The organism is Shewanella sp., assembly GCF_041630135.1.
GTDB lineage: Bacteria > Pseudomonadota > Gammaproteobacteria > Enterobacterales > Shewanellaceae > Shewanella.
The window spans coordinates 35077-51435 of record NZ_JBFKLW010000017.1; the positions used below are offsets into that span (position 1 = coordinate 35077).

The 16359-nt window shown below is 53.3% G+C and carries 14 protein-coding genes and 1 riboswitch; of the genes, 8 read left to right on the forward strand and 6 right to left on the reverse strand.

The window, feature by feature from the left end; genetic code table 11:
• Window positions 1-156: 156 nt before the first annotated feature.
• On the reverse strand, window positions 157-1926 hold the full coding sequence (locus ABYK60_RS06670) for an alkaline phosphatase (protein WP_372871174.1): 1770 nt from the start codon (window positions 1924-1926) through the stop codon (window positions 157-159).
• A gap of 209 nt (window positions 1927-2135) precedes the next feature.
• Here ABYK60_RS06670 and ABYK60_RS06675 point away from each other — a divergent pair, with 209 nt between their 5' ends.
• Complete coding sequence (locus ABYK60_RS06675) at window positions 2136-2555, forward strand: HPP family protein (RefSeq protein ID WP_372871175.1); 420 nt, start codon at window positions 2136-2138, stop codon at window positions 2553-2555.
• 47 nt (window positions 2556-2602) lie between these two features.
• Here the strand turns inward: ABYK60_RS06675 and ABYK60_RS06680 are convergent, their stop codons facing one another.
• Complete coding sequence (locus ABYK60_RS06680) at window positions 2603-3409, reverse strand: hypothetical protein (protein WP_372871176.1); 807 nt, start codon at window positions 3407-3409, stop codon at window positions 2603-2605.
• A 271-nt stretch (window positions 3410-3680) separates the two neighbouring features.
• Here ABYK60_RS06680 and nfsB point away from each other — a divergent pair, with 271 nt between their 5' ends.
• The 6 genes from nfsB (at window position 3681) to ABYK60_RS06710 (ending at window position 9546) form a co-directional block, all read left to right on the forward strand.
• Window positions 3681-4334 carry an oxygen-insensitive NAD(P)H nitroreductase gene (gene nfsB / locus ABYK60_RS06685; RefSeq protein WP_372871177.1) on the forward strand — a complete coding sequence of 218 codons (654 nt, stop codon included), beginning with the start codon at window positions 3681-3683 and terminating at the stop codon, window positions 4332-4334.
• Window positions 4335-4466: 132 nt separating this feature from the next.
• Window positions 4467-5117 carry a DNA-J related domain-containing protein gene (locus tag ABYK60_RS06690; RefSeq protein ID WP_372871178.1) on the forward strand — a complete coding sequence of 217 codons (651 nt, stop codon included), beginning with the start codon at window positions 4467-4469 and terminating at the stop codon, window positions 5115-5117.
• Between the two features lie 231 nt (window positions 5118-5348).
• Window positions 5349-6101 (forward strand): DsbA family protein, encoded by a 753-nt coding sequence (locus tag ABYK60_RS06695; RefSeq protein WP_372871180.1) that lies wholly within the window; start codon window positions 5349-5351, stop codon window positions 6099-6101.
• 329 nt (window positions 6102-6430) lie between these two features.
• On the forward strand, window positions 6431-7765 hold the full coding sequence (locus ABYK60_RS06700) for a Na+/H+ antiporter NhaC family protein (RefSeq protein WP_372871181.1): 1335 nt from the start codon (window positions 6431-6433) through the stop codon (window positions 7763-7765).
• 33 nt (window positions 7766-7798) lie between these two features.
• Complete coding sequence (locus ABYK60_RS06705; RefSeq protein ID WP_372871182.1) at window positions 7799-8491, forward strand: hypothetical protein; 693 nt, start codon at window positions 7799-7801, stop codon at window positions 8489-8491.
• 317 nt (window positions 8492-8808) lie between these two features.
• Window positions 8809-9546, forward strand: a complete 738-nt coding sequence (locus tag ABYK60_RS06710) for a pseudouridine synthase (protein WP_372871205.1) — start codon at window positions 8809-8811, stop codon at window positions 9544-9546.
• Between the two features lie 135 nt (window positions 9547-9681).
• Here ABYK60_RS06710 and ABYK60_RS06715 read toward each other — a convergent pair whose 3' ends face one another.
• Entirely contained in the window at window positions 9682-11838 is a 2157-nt protein-coding gene (locus ABYK60_RS06715; protein WP_372871183.1) for a S46 family peptidase, read from the reverse strand.
• Between the two features lie 142 nt (window positions 11839-11980).
• Window positions 11981-13168: an amino acid permease gene (locus ABYK60_RS06720; protein ID WP_372871185.1), complete on the reverse strand. Its 1188-nt coding sequence runs from the start codon at window positions 13166-13168 to the stop codon at window positions 11981-11983.
• Between the two features lie 328 nt (window positions 13169-13496).
• A riboswitch (yybP-ykoY riboswitch) is annotated at window positions 13497-13604 on the forward strand.
• 91 nt (window positions 13605-13695) lie between these two features.
• Here ABYK60_RS06720 and ABYK60_RS06725 point away from each other — a divergent pair.
• The gene (locus ABYK60_RS06725) at window positions 13696-14256 is read left to right on the forward strand and encodes a TMEM165/GDT1 family protein (RefSeq protein ID WP_372871187.1); all 561 of its coding nucleotides are present in this window, start codon (window positions 13696-13698) and stop codon (window positions 14254-14256) included.
• Window positions 14257-14348: 92 nt separating this feature from the next.
• Here the strand turns inward: ABYK60_RS06725 and katB are convergent, their stop codons facing one another.
• Window positions 14349-15833: a catalase KatB gene (gene katB, locus ABYK60_RS06730; RefSeq protein WP_372871188.1), complete on the reverse strand. Its 1485-nt coding sequence runs from the start codon at window positions 15831-15833 to the stop codon at window positions 14349-14351.
• 279 nt (window positions 15834-16112) lie between these two features.
• Window positions 16113-16358, reverse strand: coding sequence for a YgjV family protein (locus ABYK60_RS06735; protein WP_372871189.1), 246 nt, complete (start codon window positions 16356-16358; stop codon window positions 16113-16115).
• Between the last annotated feature and the right edge of the window lies 1 nt (window position 16359).

Below are 16359 nucleotides of genomic sequence, written 5' to 3' on the forward strand. Positions count from 1 at the left end.
GATTTGGGCGCGCATTTTACACAAATTTTTGCTGCTTGACTGCTGCAAGCATAACAAGGCTGGGAAAATCCTCCACTTCGAATAAAAAAATCCACCGGCTGGTGGATTTTTCAATTTTCCCTGAGGCATGGCGCCGCTGCCGGCGCTGGTAAGTCCTTAGACTACCGCCTCAATAACATGGCTGCCGGCCAAAGTCCGGGCGCTGTAGCCACGCTCAGTCGCTTGTACAAAGTCTTTATCGACAATGGTCGATACATAGTGCCAGTCACTGCGCACTTCTTCTTCGGTGAAAGTGAGCACCATAAAGCCTCTGTCTTTAAGGTTGGCGTATTTAAGGTCATTGACCAGTCCAACCACAGCCGCCTCGGTGGCGGGGATTTGCTCTGGCGGCAGTTGCAGGTAGTACTCAAGTCCCGGAGAGGACACTGAACTGGTAGCAAACTCCACCCCAACCAGATCGCCATTGACATCGCGCAGCTCGTTGGCCCAGGCGTTGTGAGTATCACCGGCTATTACCACCAGATTGGCGTTTTTCGACTTGGCGGTACCCAAAATGACTTCACGCTCGTAGGCGTAACCGTCCCAGGCGTCCAGATTGTAGGGAATAGACGGCAGCTTGAGCAGGGCAATCACATCAGAGGTCAGCTTGTGCTGATTGGCTGCCAGATACATCAGTTGTTCCTGAGTCAGGGTTGGGTCACCTGCCTGAGCGCGGGCCGCCAGCTGCGCCAGCGCCGCCAGTTCGGCAAACTGAGGAATTGACAACTGCTGGGTGGCAATGGCCGCAGGCAACATCATTTTGCCCATTAACACCTGCTGTCCCAGCACCTGCCAGCGGGCATTGTTGGTCAGCAGTTTGCCCTGTAACCACAAAAGCTGCAGCGCGCCGAGCATGGTTCTGTTGGTATCGGTTACGTCGGCCATGAAACTGGTACCATCAAAGGCACCGGTGGCACTGTCAAGGTAGGTTTCAAACTGTAGCTGTTCATCACGCCCCACCAGTCGGGTGTCCAGCATATGCAGATCCACCAGATCGCCAAAGGCAAAGCTGCGATAAATTTCTTCATGGTTGCCTTCGCGCCATGGGCGGATTGGCAGCCATTCAAAGTAAGCCTGCAGCGCGGCCTCCTTGCGCTCGCCAAAGTCACCTTCGCCTTCATTGTGGTTTTCAGCGCCGTCGCGCCAGGCATCGTTACAGACTTCGTGGTCGTCCCAAACGGTGATAAAAGGTACTGCCGCGTGCAGTTTCTGCAAACTGGCATCACCCTTGTACTGGGCGTAGCGGGTACGATAGTCGCCAAGGCTCAATAGCTCATGGGCTGGCAGCACTTCGCGGTCAAGGGCAGCGGCATTTTCACTGGCATAGCCGCCACGGGGGTATTCGTAGATATAGTCGCCCAGATGTACCACGGCATCCAGGTCGCCCTGGGCGGCCGCCAGTTCGTACACGTTGAAGTAGCCAGCCGGGAAGTTGGCACAGCTCATCACGGCCAGTTTTACCTGAGAGACCGCGCCCTCTGGCAGGGTGCGGGTTTTACCCACGGCAGAGGTTTTGCCGCCGCTCTTGAAGCGATAAAAATAGCTGCTGCCGGCCGCAAGCCCCATGGCATCAACCTTGACTGTGTAATCCCTGTCTTTATTGGTGACTGTGCTGCCATCGGTGACCAACTCTTTAAAGTCAGCATCTTTGGCAACCTGCCAGGACACTCGGATATCGCCATCACTGTCGGGAGTCACCCGGGTCCAGATGATCACCGCATTATGGGCCGGATCGCCACTGGCAATACCATGATGGAAGTTAACCGCAATGGCAGGAGCGTCATCATCACTGCCGGAGCAGCCCATGAGACCATAGGAGAGCACGGCAGCTCCCACCCCTTTGGCCGACATGGCCAGAAAGTCACGACGTGTATAAGACCGTTTCATTATTATTATTCCTTTGTTTGTAAGCAGTTAAAGTGGTATGAGGTCTAATGAGTCTTAGTTTGCAACAATAATATTACACAAGCGTGACGCAATTGCTAAGCCCATTGAGTATCTGTATTGAAAAACAACCATTTATACAGGATGCTATACTTCTTTGTGCGTCAGTTCCGCCGGGGATCCACTCCCGGGCATTCATCCGGGAGAAGATTATGCAAGTCAAAGACATCATGACAGCGGCGCCGGTTTGTATCAGCGATGCCGCCACCCTCAAAGATGCCCACCTGCTGATGCAACACCGCGGCGTACGACACCTGCCGGTGATTGGTGAAACCGATGGCCAATACAAAGGTATTCTCACCCATAAAAAGATGGTCTCGACCCTGGTCACTGTGCTGAACAAATACGGTCAGGGTGGACTGGACAGGAAGGAGCGTATGACTTCGGTTGCCGAACTGATGGACGCAGGCAGCGACACCATCAGCGACGATGAGCCCCTCAGCGTGGTGGTGGACTTTTTTATCGAGAACAAACTTGGCTGCCTGCCGGTACTTGGCAGCGATCACAAGGTTATCGGCATTGTGACGTCATCAGATTTTGTGAAGCTGTGTAAACGCCTGCTCCAGAAATAGCGACACCGGCAATCAGAGCCGGTGTTGCCAAGCAAGGCCATAACCTGTTACCAGGGCACTGTGAGATACAAACGGTAAAGGGTGTCTGTGTCCCAGGGCAGGATCGGCAGGTAGTCTTCGTGGTCTTTGGGCCACTTATCGTAATGGTCGAGATTGTAGCGGCTTTGCTCCATGGATAACGTCAGCACCGAGTCACGGTACAGTCCGGGCGTGTTAACTTCCAGCGCTGCGCGGTATCCGGTTTCAAGCCTTTCACTGCCATCGGCCCAATACTCAACACCGCCACTGAGCTTCCAACCGGGTGCAAGCATCAGATATCCGCTCAGCTCCGTCATCCAGGCAGTGGCATCGTTGCCAAACTCTCCCCGTATATAACCGCGTTCTTTTGGCACATCATCGTCAATTTCAAGGTAGTAGTAGCCCATACCCACTGTGGCTGTGGCGCCAAATGCCGGACGGACATAATCGAGCAGCAGTGAGGGATAGAACTTAATTTGCTTTTCCACTGAGCTGACCGTGTTGCGCTTACCGCGCAGGTCAAGCTGCCAGTCCAGATTCAGATTTTCTGCCAATGCGAGCCAGTTGCCACGGGCGGAGTAGGAAGACTGAAACCAGATGGGAATATGGTCAGGGTCCAGCTTGTCTTTATCCCTGTCCAGATAAGTATCCAGATTCGCATGCAGCAATATGCCGCCGTCGGTCAGGTAATCCAGGTTAATGGCGGCGTGGGCACCAAAGGTGTCAGAGCTTTCCACCTGAAAGTCGTGAATACCAAAAGCCAGTTTCCAATCCAGCTCCCCGGCTACAGCCTGACCGGCACAGAGTGCCGCCAACCCGACAAATAGACGTTTCATTTACTCCTCCAGCCCATAATTAATACAAATAACCCCTCACACAGCCAATCGGCTGACAGCGCCGGATGAGGCTGATGGCAGTTTGAACCCAGCCAGGGTCTGCTTGCAAGCCGTACACCTGAGTATCCGGCATTTGTGGCCATTGCTTGCGAGGCGACAGCAAAGGATTTATTTTCAAAAAATATTTGATTCAAAAGCTGAACATACCCCATTGAAGCTATGAAGCCACTGGGTAGAATGCCTGCCACAGAGGTAAAATCCGGAGCACAACATGCATCTACCCAGCCAGTTAATCAAGCAAAGACACACATGTAAAGCATTTGATCCAGAAAGAAAAATCAGCGATGAACATATAGAGTCACTGAAAACACTGCTGCAGTTTTCTCCCTCATCCACCAATTCACAGCCCTGGCACTTTGTGCTTGCAGCCAGCGAAACCGGCAAGGCGACCATTGCCCGGGCTTCCAGCCAATTCGCCTTTAATACTGCGAAAATTCTCAATGCATCCCATGTATTTGTCCTGTGTACCAAGGCGCAGATGGATGACGCCCACCTGTTAAACGTGTTGGAGCAAGAGCAGGCAGACGGCCGCTTTGCCGATGAACAGGCGATGCAAAATCAACACAAAGGCCGCTCATTCTTTGTCAACATGCACCGATTCGAGCTGAAGGATGCCCAACAGTGGATGGAAAAGCAGGTGTATCTGGCACTCGGCACCCTGCTGCTTGGCGCTGCTGCGCTTGAGATAGATGCCTGCCCTATCGAAGGCTTTGATGCAACAGTGCTTAATCAGGAATTGGGGCTGCGTGAAAAAGGTCTGTGCGCCTCTGTGGTTGTAGCTATGGGCTACCGCTCAGCTGACGACTTTAACGCCGCCTTGCCCAAGTCACGCCTGAGCCAGGAGCAATTATTCACACTGCTGTAATCCTGTCCTGTACGACCCCGGCATATTCCTGCCTTGCCGGGGCAACGGGCTTGTTCATAATTAAATCGCATTTGTCATCCCCTCGCCCTGTGGCATAGTGACTGCAGTCACATTTCCGGATGAATTGCGCCTATGCTGCTGCCACCACTGGTTCCTAAAATCGATAATAAAGCGACCGATGTCTCAGCCCTTAAAGGTGACAACCCCCTGATTTGGCCCCTGCTGAGCCTGCTGCAAAAGTCTGTTCAAAGTTGGAAAGTACATCATCTGGCGTCTGAGCTGCAGTCCCGGGGTCTGATGCATAATCTCGATCCCATACCGGAAAAAGACCTGTTTAAACGCAATTTTTTGTTGATGAATGCCCTGTTTGAATTACAGGACATGCTGCTGCCGGGTCAATGGGTGCAGACTCAGGCCATGGATATCCGTATTTTGCGGATTTTACCCACCGACATCGACCTTATCCAACATCAGGAAGCAGGGCTGAAAAGCTACTATCTGGACTGGGCAAACTATGACACCAGCAGCAACGTGGTACGTGACATGCTGGAATCGTTCTGGACCAGCTACAAGAGTTATATCGGCATCAATGGTCGGGTGATGCACCTCACCCAGGCGCTGCGGGTGCTGGAGCTGGACGTCAGCGCCAGTGACAGGGAAATCCGCCGCCAATGGCGCAAACAGGCGCTGAAATGGCATCCGGATCGCCAGGGCGGTGACGCAGCCCGCTTCCGTGAAGTATGCGAAGCCTGGCAAGCACTTCGAGGCAGGGAAACCGACTGACAACTTTGCACTCGCCATCGCCAAATCTGCTCGCCCCACAGCCCTTTACCCGGGCTAATTCTTTAAACTCCCATGCAGATCACAGTCTGTAGCGGGTGTTTTGCCCCGGATTCAGAGATAATTAAGCCTTTCCTTTCACACTGTTTCCATTGAATATGGCAGGCCAGATCCCTAATGGATCTATTTTGTCTGTTATTCGCCAAAAACAAACGCCTGAAACCCGGAGTCATTATGCTGAAACGTCTTACCCTGGCCGCTACCCTTACTGCCCTGCCTTTTTGCACTCTGGCCACCGACTTTGTTGAAGGAAAGCACTTTGTGCAGCTCACCGACAAGGCTCCCAGCAAAACCCCAAAGCTGACTGAATTCTTCTCTTTCTACTGCCACAACTGCTTCAATATGGAAGTCATGTACCTGCCTGCCATCAAGCAGGGGCTGAAAGATGGCATCAGCTTCGACACCAAGCACGTTGATTTTATGAACAGCGAGATAGGCACCGAAGTGATGCGTTCGCTGGCGGTCATTCAGGCGTCGGACAATAGCGCTGAGCTGGTACACGCCATGTTTGGTGCCATTCAGGGTGCCGATGGCGGTCAGGGACATCACGATCACAGCGCCCACGGCCACAACCACGAACCGGCCATTCAAACCAGTGCCGACATCAAGGCCGTATTTGCCAAGCACGGCATTGATGCCGCCGCCTATGACAAGCTGGCCTACAGTGCAGATACCGATGCCAAACTGGCATTGTGGCGCCAACAGCAGCAGGAGTTTCAGGTTCAGAGCGTACCCAGCTTCATCGTAAACGATAAGTACAAGGTCAACCTGCAAGAGATCCGTACTCTGGAAGAATTGTCAGAGCTGATTAACTATCTCGCCACTGAAAAAGACACGCCACAGCAAGAAGACAAAGGTGGCAGCCTCGGCTGGGCCTTCATCGGCCTGCTGGCACTGATGGCCATGGGACGTCGCCGCCTGGTATAACCCTTATCCCGCCATCGCTCTTTCAAGCCCCGCACTGCGGGGCTTATTTTTTCCCAGCGGCATTCTGTATGACAGTCTTGCCAATGCAGCCCTGCCCGATGTTCAGCGCTACCCTCAGTCACCAACCGGCAATCTGTTATAACGTTGGCATCACAATTCCAAAACGGAAGTAAAACCATCTAGACGTCTAAATTGACAGATGGCTGGCTATCTCATATTCTTTCGCCTAAGTTGTCGGGAGATGAAGCCGTAACGACACAAATTTTCAGCGAAATCGCGATGATGCAGGAAGAATATCGCTTTTTCGCCCCCGATGAAGAGAGATAACCTTGAATCAGTCAAACACCTCTGGCCGGCAGCCTGCATCGTTTGTGGCCTTGCTACCCCTGTTTGTATTCCTCGCCCTGTTTATTGGCGCCGGTGTCTACTTCACCCAACAAGGGGTGGACTTTGCCTTTTACCAGCTGCCCAGCGTGGTCGCCATCCTGCCCGCCATAGTGCTGGCGTTGCTGCTGTCCAAACAAAAGCTGAACCAGGCAATCGATACCTTTATCGGCGGCATCGGCCATAGCAATATCATCGCCATGTGCCTGATTTATTTGCTGGCAGGTGCCTTTGCTTCAGTAGCCAAGGCCACCGGCGGCGTAGATGCCACTGTGGCGCTGGGCCTGTCACTTATCCCATCCGATTTGCTGTTGCCGGGCTTTTTCGTCATTGCAGCCTTTATTGCCACTGCCATGGGCACGTCCATGGGTACCATAGCTGCGGTTGCGCCCATAGCTCTGGGGGTGGCCGAACAGGCGGATATTGGCTTGCCACTGATGGCGGGGGCCATTATTTCCGGCGCCCTGTTTGGCGATAATCTGTCGATTATTTCCGATACCACCATTGCCGCCACCCGCACCCAGGGCTGCGACATGAAGGACAAGTTTCGTGAGAATCTGATTTTCGCCATACCGGCCTCGCTGATTACCCTGGTCGCCTTTACCCTGGCCGGAGAAGGCGAAGCCAACGTAGCACCTCAATCGGTGGAATTGATTAAAGTACTGCCTTACCTGTGTATTTTGTTTTTGGCAGTAGCAGGTTTGAACGTCTTTGTGGTGTTGACGCTGGGCATAGTATTGGCCGGTGGCGTCGGGCTTGCCACTGTGGATTACAGCCTGGTGAACTTCAGTAAAGATATCTACGCTGGTTTTACCAATATGCAGGAGATCTTTATTCTGTCGATGTTGGTGGGAGGTCTTGCCGCGCTGATGCAACAGCAGGGAGGGCTGGCTTTTGTGAATAATCTCATCGAGAAACTCATCAGCCGTTTTTCCAGCGCTAAAGGCGAAGCTTCCTGCCGCGCCGCTGAACTTGGCATGGCCGGTATAGTGTCTCTGACCAATTCCTGTGTTGCCAACAATACTGTATCTATCGTGGTCAGTGGCGATATCGCCCGGGATCTGGCACAAAAGCACGGAGTTACCTCCAAGCGGGCAGCAAGTATTCTGGATATCTTTTCCTGTATCGTGCAAGGGCTTATTCCCTATGGTGCCCAGGCACTTTTATTGGGAGCCACCTTTGCCATTACACCTTTGGAAGCAGTATCCTATGCGTGGTACTGTATGATCCTGGCGCTGGTCGCCGTGCTGATTGTGGTGTTCAGAAAACGCACCCATTAAAATGGCAGGGCAACCCTTGCCGCCGGAACCCAAATGACCAATAAAGACAAAAACGATTTCGGTCAGTTTGATCCCCATCGACTGGTATTTCACATGTCTATCGGTGGGGTATTGATCTGCGCATTCGGCGCTGCCGTGTCGTTTTTCGCTGTCTTTGGCAACATCGGTTTGGATGTGCTCAATTTGCGGATTGATAAACTCGGTGATTACCTGAGTTCGCCGCTGGCTTATGTGTATAACATTTGCCTTTTATTTGCCGGTGCCAGCTTTTTGATTGCCATGTTTGGTCTTTTTGGCATCAGGTACAATAACTTCAGCCGCTACATTGCCATTATTGGCGGCTGTACTGGCCTTGGCATAATGCTGCTTGGCATTTACCCCATAAATGATCCTGAATCCCATCGACTGGCGGCATTATTTTTTGTCACATCCAGCCTGGCAATGTTTGTTCTGCTGATTTTCACCCGCAGAAGCAACCGGGAGCTTTGCAGCTGGCCACTGTGCCTCATCGCCATCATAGGCTTAATTGCCAGTATTGCCCTGCTTGCACAAATTAATCCGGACACGCTGGACTATGCGCCCTGCGGCCCACTTTCCGAGTTTTGCCCGGTCGCGTTTACCATGTGGATCCACACATCGGCTACCATGTTGGCGGGGATAGGACTGGCCTTGGTTGCACGTTCACTCATCCATCAGGCCATAGAGGAACGCCGCCCATCCCTGTAATACTGGCGGCAAAGATACCCAGTGCCGCTTGCATGTTGTGCAGATTAAAACAGAGCCGACCCTATACCGCTTTTTTATGCCTTCTGAGCGGTTTAAGCTTCCGTTTGGACTGGCAATTTGCCACGCACTGAACCTGGCCACCGGATGAAACGGCGCCATCTATTGCTACTGCCTGTTTCTACTGCCTGCGTCTCCAGCCTGTTACTGAAATTCATCAGCTGACGGGCACTTAAGCTGTGCCCGGCTATGCAATGGTGCCTGACACTGGCCAGCCATATTCAGCGCACACTGAGGACTTATCCGCCAATATGAACAGTATTCGTCTGAGTAAATTTCTCGCCAATGCCGGCATTGGTTCCAGGCGGGCAGCTTCACGGCTGATAGAAGCACAGCGGGTGACTATTGATGGCCACATTGCATGCCATACCGACAGCGTGCTTCCCGGGCAACAGGTTTGCGTGGACGGTCATCCTGTAAGCCACGGCGTACCACGCCATTACTATCTGTTCCACAAACCCATAGGCATGGACTGCCGCTTACTGCCCCAGGATCCCAGCAGCCTGCTGCATTATCTGCAAAGCCACTTTCCCCCACAGCTTCTTCTCTACCCCGCCGGCAGACTGGATAAGGACTCACGCGGCTTGCTACTTCTGACCAATGATGGCGAGCTGACCCAGCGGCTGATGCACCCGGATTTTCACCATGAAAAAGGCTATCTGGTAACCCTGAATAAAACACCTCACAAAGACGATATTGCCGCCATCGCCGCGGGCCTGGATTACGGTGACGGTCTTACCCGCCCCTGCCGGATAGAGCTGTTATCAAATAACGTTGATGACAATACACAGCTGCGTATGTGGCTGACCCAAGGCAAAAAACGGCAAATCCGCCGCCTGTGGCGGGCGCGGGGATACCGGGTAGACGATTTATTGCGGGAGTCGATTCAGACCCTGATGCTGGGATCTCTCGCTGAGGGGCAACTAAGGCCCATTACCGCGGGCGAGCTTGAGGAGTTGAAAGCAGCCTTGAGCTTGATGATTAGAAAACAGCCCTGAGCTTGATGAGTTAAAAACAGCCCTGAGCTTGATGGGTTAAAAGCCATCTTCAGCAAAGGCAACCACAGCTGCGGATATAACCATAAAAAAACGGGGCCGAATGGCCCCGTTTTTCTTCAGTCTTCAAACAGACTGTTATTTAACAATTTCCATCTCGGCCAGCAGGTTATCTGCCTTGTCGAGGTACTTCATCACCCACAGCATGTAACGGCTGTCTACGTGGATGGAGCGGTTGATATTGTCGTCGTAGTTCCAGTCACCGATGATGCTCTCGTACACACCATCAAACAGCAGACCTACCAGTTCGGCGCGACCGTTCAGGGTTGGCGAACCAGAGTTACCGCCAGTGGTATCCACGGTAGACAAGAAGTTCACCGGCACTGAGTCGATGTCCTGCACATAGAAATCACCGTACTGCTTGGCCTTGATCAGTTCCAGCTGTGCTTTTGGCGCATCAAATGGGTCAACACCAGTGTCTTTCTGGGTGATACCTTCCAGACGGGTGAATGGCACGGCATACATGCCATCTTTTGGCGAATAACCTTTTACATTACCGTAAGTCACACGCAGACTGGAGTTGGCATCGGCATAAACCGGCTTACCCTGTTCGTTGTTATAGGCAATGATGGCTTCCATGTAAGCAGGGCGCACCTTCATCAGCTCACCGGCCAGCTCTTTTTCACTCTTTTCACGGACCATAGAGGTGTCAAAGGTGGCAACAGCCAGTTGAATGAATGGGTCTTTACTGGCCTTAAAGTCAGCCACAGACTTATCCATCCACGCCATACGTACGTCTTTGTTACCGATTTCGGTTTTGGCGTACATCTTGTCGAGCTGCTTCTTCAGCTTCTTCTCGTCAAACTTCTTGCCAATGCCAAAGTAGGCATCGATGTCAGCACGGCGTTTATCCGCTGGCAGCGCTGCATAACGGGTCAGCATTTCAAGCAGAATAACCTTATCCACGCCGGCATCGTAACGGCGGTCGATACGCTCAAGGCCTGCCTTGAAGCGGGTCATATCACGGTCCTGATAGCCTGGTTCACGCTCCATGTCCGGCAGCTGCTTTTCATGGGCCAGACGATACAGGCGTGCAGCAGTGCTCATAGGAGTGGAGTAGCTCATGTAACCCAGGATCAGATCCAGCTCCTGTGTCTTGTTGCTTTCACTCACCAGACGCTCAAGCTCGCTCAAGGTTTCGCCGTACCTGGCCTGACGCTTGGCATCGGCCTTAATCCAGGCTGCCAGCTCGGCTTCACGGGTTTTGCGGTCTTCCAGCATGGTGGACTTGCCGTAGAACTCAATCATAGAGGCGAAGTTCTTGGCATAGTTGGCGAGGCTTGCAAGCGTGCTTTCGTATTTGATACGGGCATCGCTGCCTTCAGGCGCGGTTTCTTTGATGAGGTCGATAATGCGCTCACGCAGCTCGCGGCTGGCCGGATAATTCCAGGTGAACTGGTTTTCAACTTCTGAGGCAGTACGGTAGCGGTTGGTACGGCCAGGATAACCGGTCACCATCACAAAATCGCCATCCTTCAAGCCCTTGGCAGACACCTTCAGGAAGCTCTTTGGCTCGTAAGGCACGTTGTCTTTGGAGAAGTCGGCTGGCTTGCCATCTTTACCCACATAGGCGCGGTAGAAGGAGTAGTCACCGGTGTGACGAGGCCACATCCAGTTATCGACATCACCACCGTACTTGCCCACGCTGGCAGCAGGGTTGTGCACCAGACGTACGTCGCGGATCTCCATCTCTTTGATAAGGTAGTACTCAAGGCCACCATGGAAGCTGTAAACACTGCAACGATAACCGTCTTCTTTCTCACACTCGGCTACCATGGCCTTTTCTTTGGCTTCCACGCCCTTGTAAAAGGCGTCACCCTTGAGCGACTCCAGGCCAGCCTGAATGTCGGCGGTCACATTGGTCACTGATTCGGTCACGTAAACCCGTGAACCGGGGGCAGCAGGCAGCTCTTCATCGAAGCTCTTGGCCAGAAAGCCGTCCGCCAGCAGGTTTTTCTCGGCGGTGGAGTTGTACTGAATTGAGCCATAGGCGCAGTGATGGTTGGTAACCACCAAGCCCTTTGGCGACACAAATGACGCGGTACAGCCGCCCAGGCTGATAACGGCATTCATGGGGAATTCGGTCAGTTTGGAAATAGACTCCGGGTCGATTTCCAGGCCCTTGGCTTTCAGAGTTTCAGCCAGAGCAGGCAACTGATGAGGCTGCCACATACCTTCGTCTGCCTGGGCGCCGAAGGCGGCCGCAATAGCAGCGGTCAGTAACCATTTTTTCATTGTTTTATTCCGTTGTGAGTGTTGTCGTTCGCATTGCTGCACCCATAAAAAAGCCGGGCACGAAGACCCGACTTTACCATATGCCCCAAGCCTGTTACAGCTTGGAAAAATCCGTTTACAAATCTGCTGTTACGGCAATGACTCAGAGCGCCACGTAAAGCTGGGCGGCGATAATGGCAAGGCCAGCCACCCCAACCAGCCCCAGCGCCAGATTGCCACCGCGCACCTGATAGCCCTCGGCGGTTTCACTGCGCTGCTTCATCGCCATGGCAATCGGCAGGAAGATAATCATAAACACCAGCGGAATGGCGGCAAATCCAAGCACGGCTACAAAGCCTTCAGGCACATAAAGAGCGCACAGCACCGGTGGCACAAAGGTAATAAGCCAGGTTTGTACCCGACCAGCCATGCCGGTTTTAGCGCGGGTCAGCTCAGCAAGGAAGTCGAACAGACTCATGGTCACCCCAAGGAAAGAAGTGATAAGTGCAAGGTCGGCAAACACAGACACACACTTGCCCACCAATGGCTGGGCAGCAATATCCTGCAAGGCACCAATCAACTTGGGCAGTGCGCCGCCAAAGCCTTCAATGGTGTCACCGCCTACCGTGCCCAGGGTCACCAGCAGCCACAGCACGTAACACACCAGCGGAATAGTCGAGCCAATCAGCAGCACTTTACGCAAACTGACGGCATCACCGTCGAGATAACGCACCAGAGTCGCGATACACACATGGAAGCCGAACGACGTAAACACCACAGGGATAGCCGCCATCCAGGCGTTGCCAGAGGCTTTTTGCACCGCATCGGCTGCAATGGTGGCACTGTCCACTTCCGGCAGCAAAAAGCCCACCACCAGTACCAGCAGCACCACCATCAGGGTAAACAGCAGCCTTGAGAGCTTATCCACCCAACCCACACCCAGCGCAGCAATACTGCCCAGCGCCAAAGTAAACACCAACACCGCCAACTGGTTATCCAGCGCGATATCAAACATGGTTTCAAAACGCAGCACCAGCAATGATGAACCGCCGGTGAGGTAAGCGGCGGTCAGGGCAAACAGCAGACTTAAAAAGGAGGCTCCCTGAATAATTTGCCCCTTCTTGCCAAGGGTCTTGCCGGTAATGGCGTGCACATTATCACCCACGCCGCTGCGCAGGTTGATTTCAAGCATCAGAAGGGAGGTATATGCCGAAATGGCCCACACACCAATCAGCAGCACAAGTGCCGGGATCACCCCGAGGGCGGCGGTGGCCAGAGGCAAGGCCAGCATGCCGGCACCAATGGCGGTACCCGCCACAATGGCGATAGAGCCTAGTATTTTCAAATTCACGGAACTGTCCTGTTCAAGTCTTGAATAGTAATTGTTGTTATTGGAAAGCGCGTGGACTTATTCGCACCTTCCTTAAGTCTGAGTCTGTTTTTAAGTACAGCCGAAGGCCTTTCCAGTGAAGACGCTTATCCCCATCCTGCTTTGTCGGGCTTTCTCAAAAAAAACGACTGCTGCCGACATTAACAGAGCGGCAGATACACGGCAAGCGCGGTGCCGGTCACTGCGACATGGCTCTACAAGCCTGTTACAGCGATATCACAGAGGAAATAGAATGCAACCAATGCGGGCCATGTCACTTGCAGACAAACACACGACGGATATAATGACGACCTCGCTTTCGGGGGAGTAGCCAGCCCAGACCATCAATAGGTTTGGGAGTAAACATCAACATACTTGGCCTCATGCCATGGTGTTTACGATAAACGTCAGTTTTATCCGGCAAGACCTGAGTACGACGAGCCACAACTATACTATTTCGGGGTGGCTGGCTGGTCGTGCTTGTTGGTTTGCCACCCCAGGAACCTATCATGTTAGAAGCCTTTACCGCCTCCACCTTAACCGTGGCTATCGCCGAAATCGGCGACAAAACCCAATTGCTGGCTCTGCTGCTCGCTGCCAGATTCAAAAACAAAACTGCCATCATTCTCGGCATTTTTATTGCCACCCTGGCAAACCATTTTGCGGCTGCCTGGCTTGGCCAGTGGGCATCGGGACTTATCAGTCCGGAGCTGGCGCGCTATCTGGTAGCGGGCAGTTTTTTTGCCATCGCCCTGTGGGTGCTGGTACCCGACAAAGTGGAGGCCGAGGAGAGCGCGCTGTACCGCTTCGGCCCCTTCCTGGCAACCCTGGTGCTGTTCTTTATTGCCGAAATCGGTGACAAAACCCAGGTAGCCACAGTGGTGCTGTCGGCCCGTTATGATGACTTGTGGATGGTGGTGATGGGCACCACGGTGGGCATGCTGCTTGCCAACGTGCCTGTGGTGATTGCCGGTCATTTCAGTGCCGACAGGCTGCCGATGACCTGGATCCACCGCGGCACTGCTGTGCTGTTTGCCGTGATGGGCCTAGCCACGCTACTGTGGCACTGAGTCAATATCCAATTGATTAAGTAAAAGAAAGAGGGAAGCTATTGCTTCCCTCTTCTTGTTTTCAAGCCTGATAGTGCGGCGTTAACTTTGACTTAGAGCGCGGCGCGAATACGCTGGCCGTAATCTTCATCCGCCTGGTCAAAGTGCGCCAGCATCCGCTGCTGCACTTCCTCTGTTACCTGACGCAGAGTCGAGGCAATGGTCTCGGCGAGGCGATTCTTCTCCCCTTCACTGAACAGGCGGTACAGGTTGCCGGCCTGGGTGTAGTCGTCCTTGCCGTAACGGCTGTAGCGGGCGGCTTCACCTTCAAGACGCAGCGGCGGCTCAACAAAGTGGCTGGCATCCGTCAGGGCACCGGTTGCCGTGCTTGGGCCATAGTTGGCGCTGGCATCACCTCCGGTCTGGGTCTGCTGCGCTGTGCTCTGATGACTATTGCCCTGATGGAACGGACACTGGGTACCGGCCATAGCACCGCCACGCTGGTGATGATTGGCCACAGTAGCATGTGGGCAGTTCACCGGCAGTTGATTATAGTTGGCACCGATGCGATAACGCTGGGCGTCGGCGTAGGCAAACAAACGGGCCTGCAGCATCTTGTCCGGCGAGGCGCCTACACCTGGCACCAGGTTGCTGGGGGCCAGCGCTGCCTGCTCTACTTCGGCAAAATAGTTCTGCGGGATGCGATTCAGCTCAAGCACGCCAATCTCAATCAGCGGATAGTCCTTATGCGGCCATACCTTGGTCAAATCGAATGGATCGATAGCATAAGTGTTGGCATCGGCTTCCGGCATGATCTGCACGTTCACGGCCCAGCGGGGGAAGTTACCATCCATGATGGCTGCCATCAGATCCCGCTGGGACGAGTCAGGATCTATGCCCTTGAGCTTATCGGCCTGCTCATTGGTCAGGTTCACCACGCCCTGCTGGGACTTGAAGTGGAACTTGACCCAGAAACGCTCCCCTTTGGCATTCCACAGACTGAATGTATGGGAGCCATAGCCGTGCATCTGACGATAGTTGGCGGGAATGCCACGATCAGACATCAGCACTGTCACCTGATGCAACGCCTCAGGATTCAGCGACCAGAAGTCCCACATGGCCTGAGGATCTTTTAGATTGGTCTGGGGGTTACGCTTCTGAGTGTGAATGAAGTCCGGGAACTTAATGCCATCACGCAGGAAGAAGGTTGGGGTGTTATTACCCACCACATCGTGGTTACCCTGCCTGGTGTAGAAGCGCACTGCAAAACCGCGGGGGTCGCGCTCAGCATCGGCAGAGCCCATTTCACCGCCCACGGTGGAGAAGCGCACGAAAGTTTCTGTGACCTTGCCTTCGCCGACAAAGTGGTCAGCAATGGTGTACTCAGACAGATCCCGGGTCAGAGTAAAAGTGCCATAAGCACCTGTGCCCTTGGCGTGTACCACCCGCTCAGGAATACGCTCACGGTTGAAGTGAGCAAGTTTTTCAATCAGTTGCCAGTCCTGCAGTAACACAGGGCCGCGGCTGCCGGCAGTCAGGGAATTCTGGTCATCGGCAATGGGGGCACCATTCTGGCTGGTCAGGTAAGTTGTAGACATGGCACTTCTCCTCAGGCTGGTTTCTTGGAAAGTAATTCTTCAATCAGGTCGTATACAGTCGCCATTGTGATTCGCCTCAATGGTTGCTGGTGATGTGGTCATACTACGGAAATCGACATCAACACAAAAACGATTAATAACGATAAACCCAATTGGTTTTTTAGATTTGCGGGATAGTCAGAAAAACGACTCACAACCAAACTCTGACAGCCTGGCCCAGACACAAAAAAGCCGGCGTGACTGAGGTCAGGCCGGCGAGAAGGGTTACCCTTTGATACGTTATTCAGGCGGACTGTTTTGCGGCTCGCGGTACAGCTTCACCAGATAATAAGCATCGATAATCACAATAAAAAAGTTAACCAGCGCCACCGGTAATGCATCGATTGCCAGACCATAAGCCACAAACAATGCAGCACCGACAAGATTCCACCAACGCAACTTTTTAATGTTGGCCATCATCAGTGAAATAGCCACCACCACCGAGGCCAGATAGCCTACCCATTCCCAGATTGTTGCAGTGTCCATC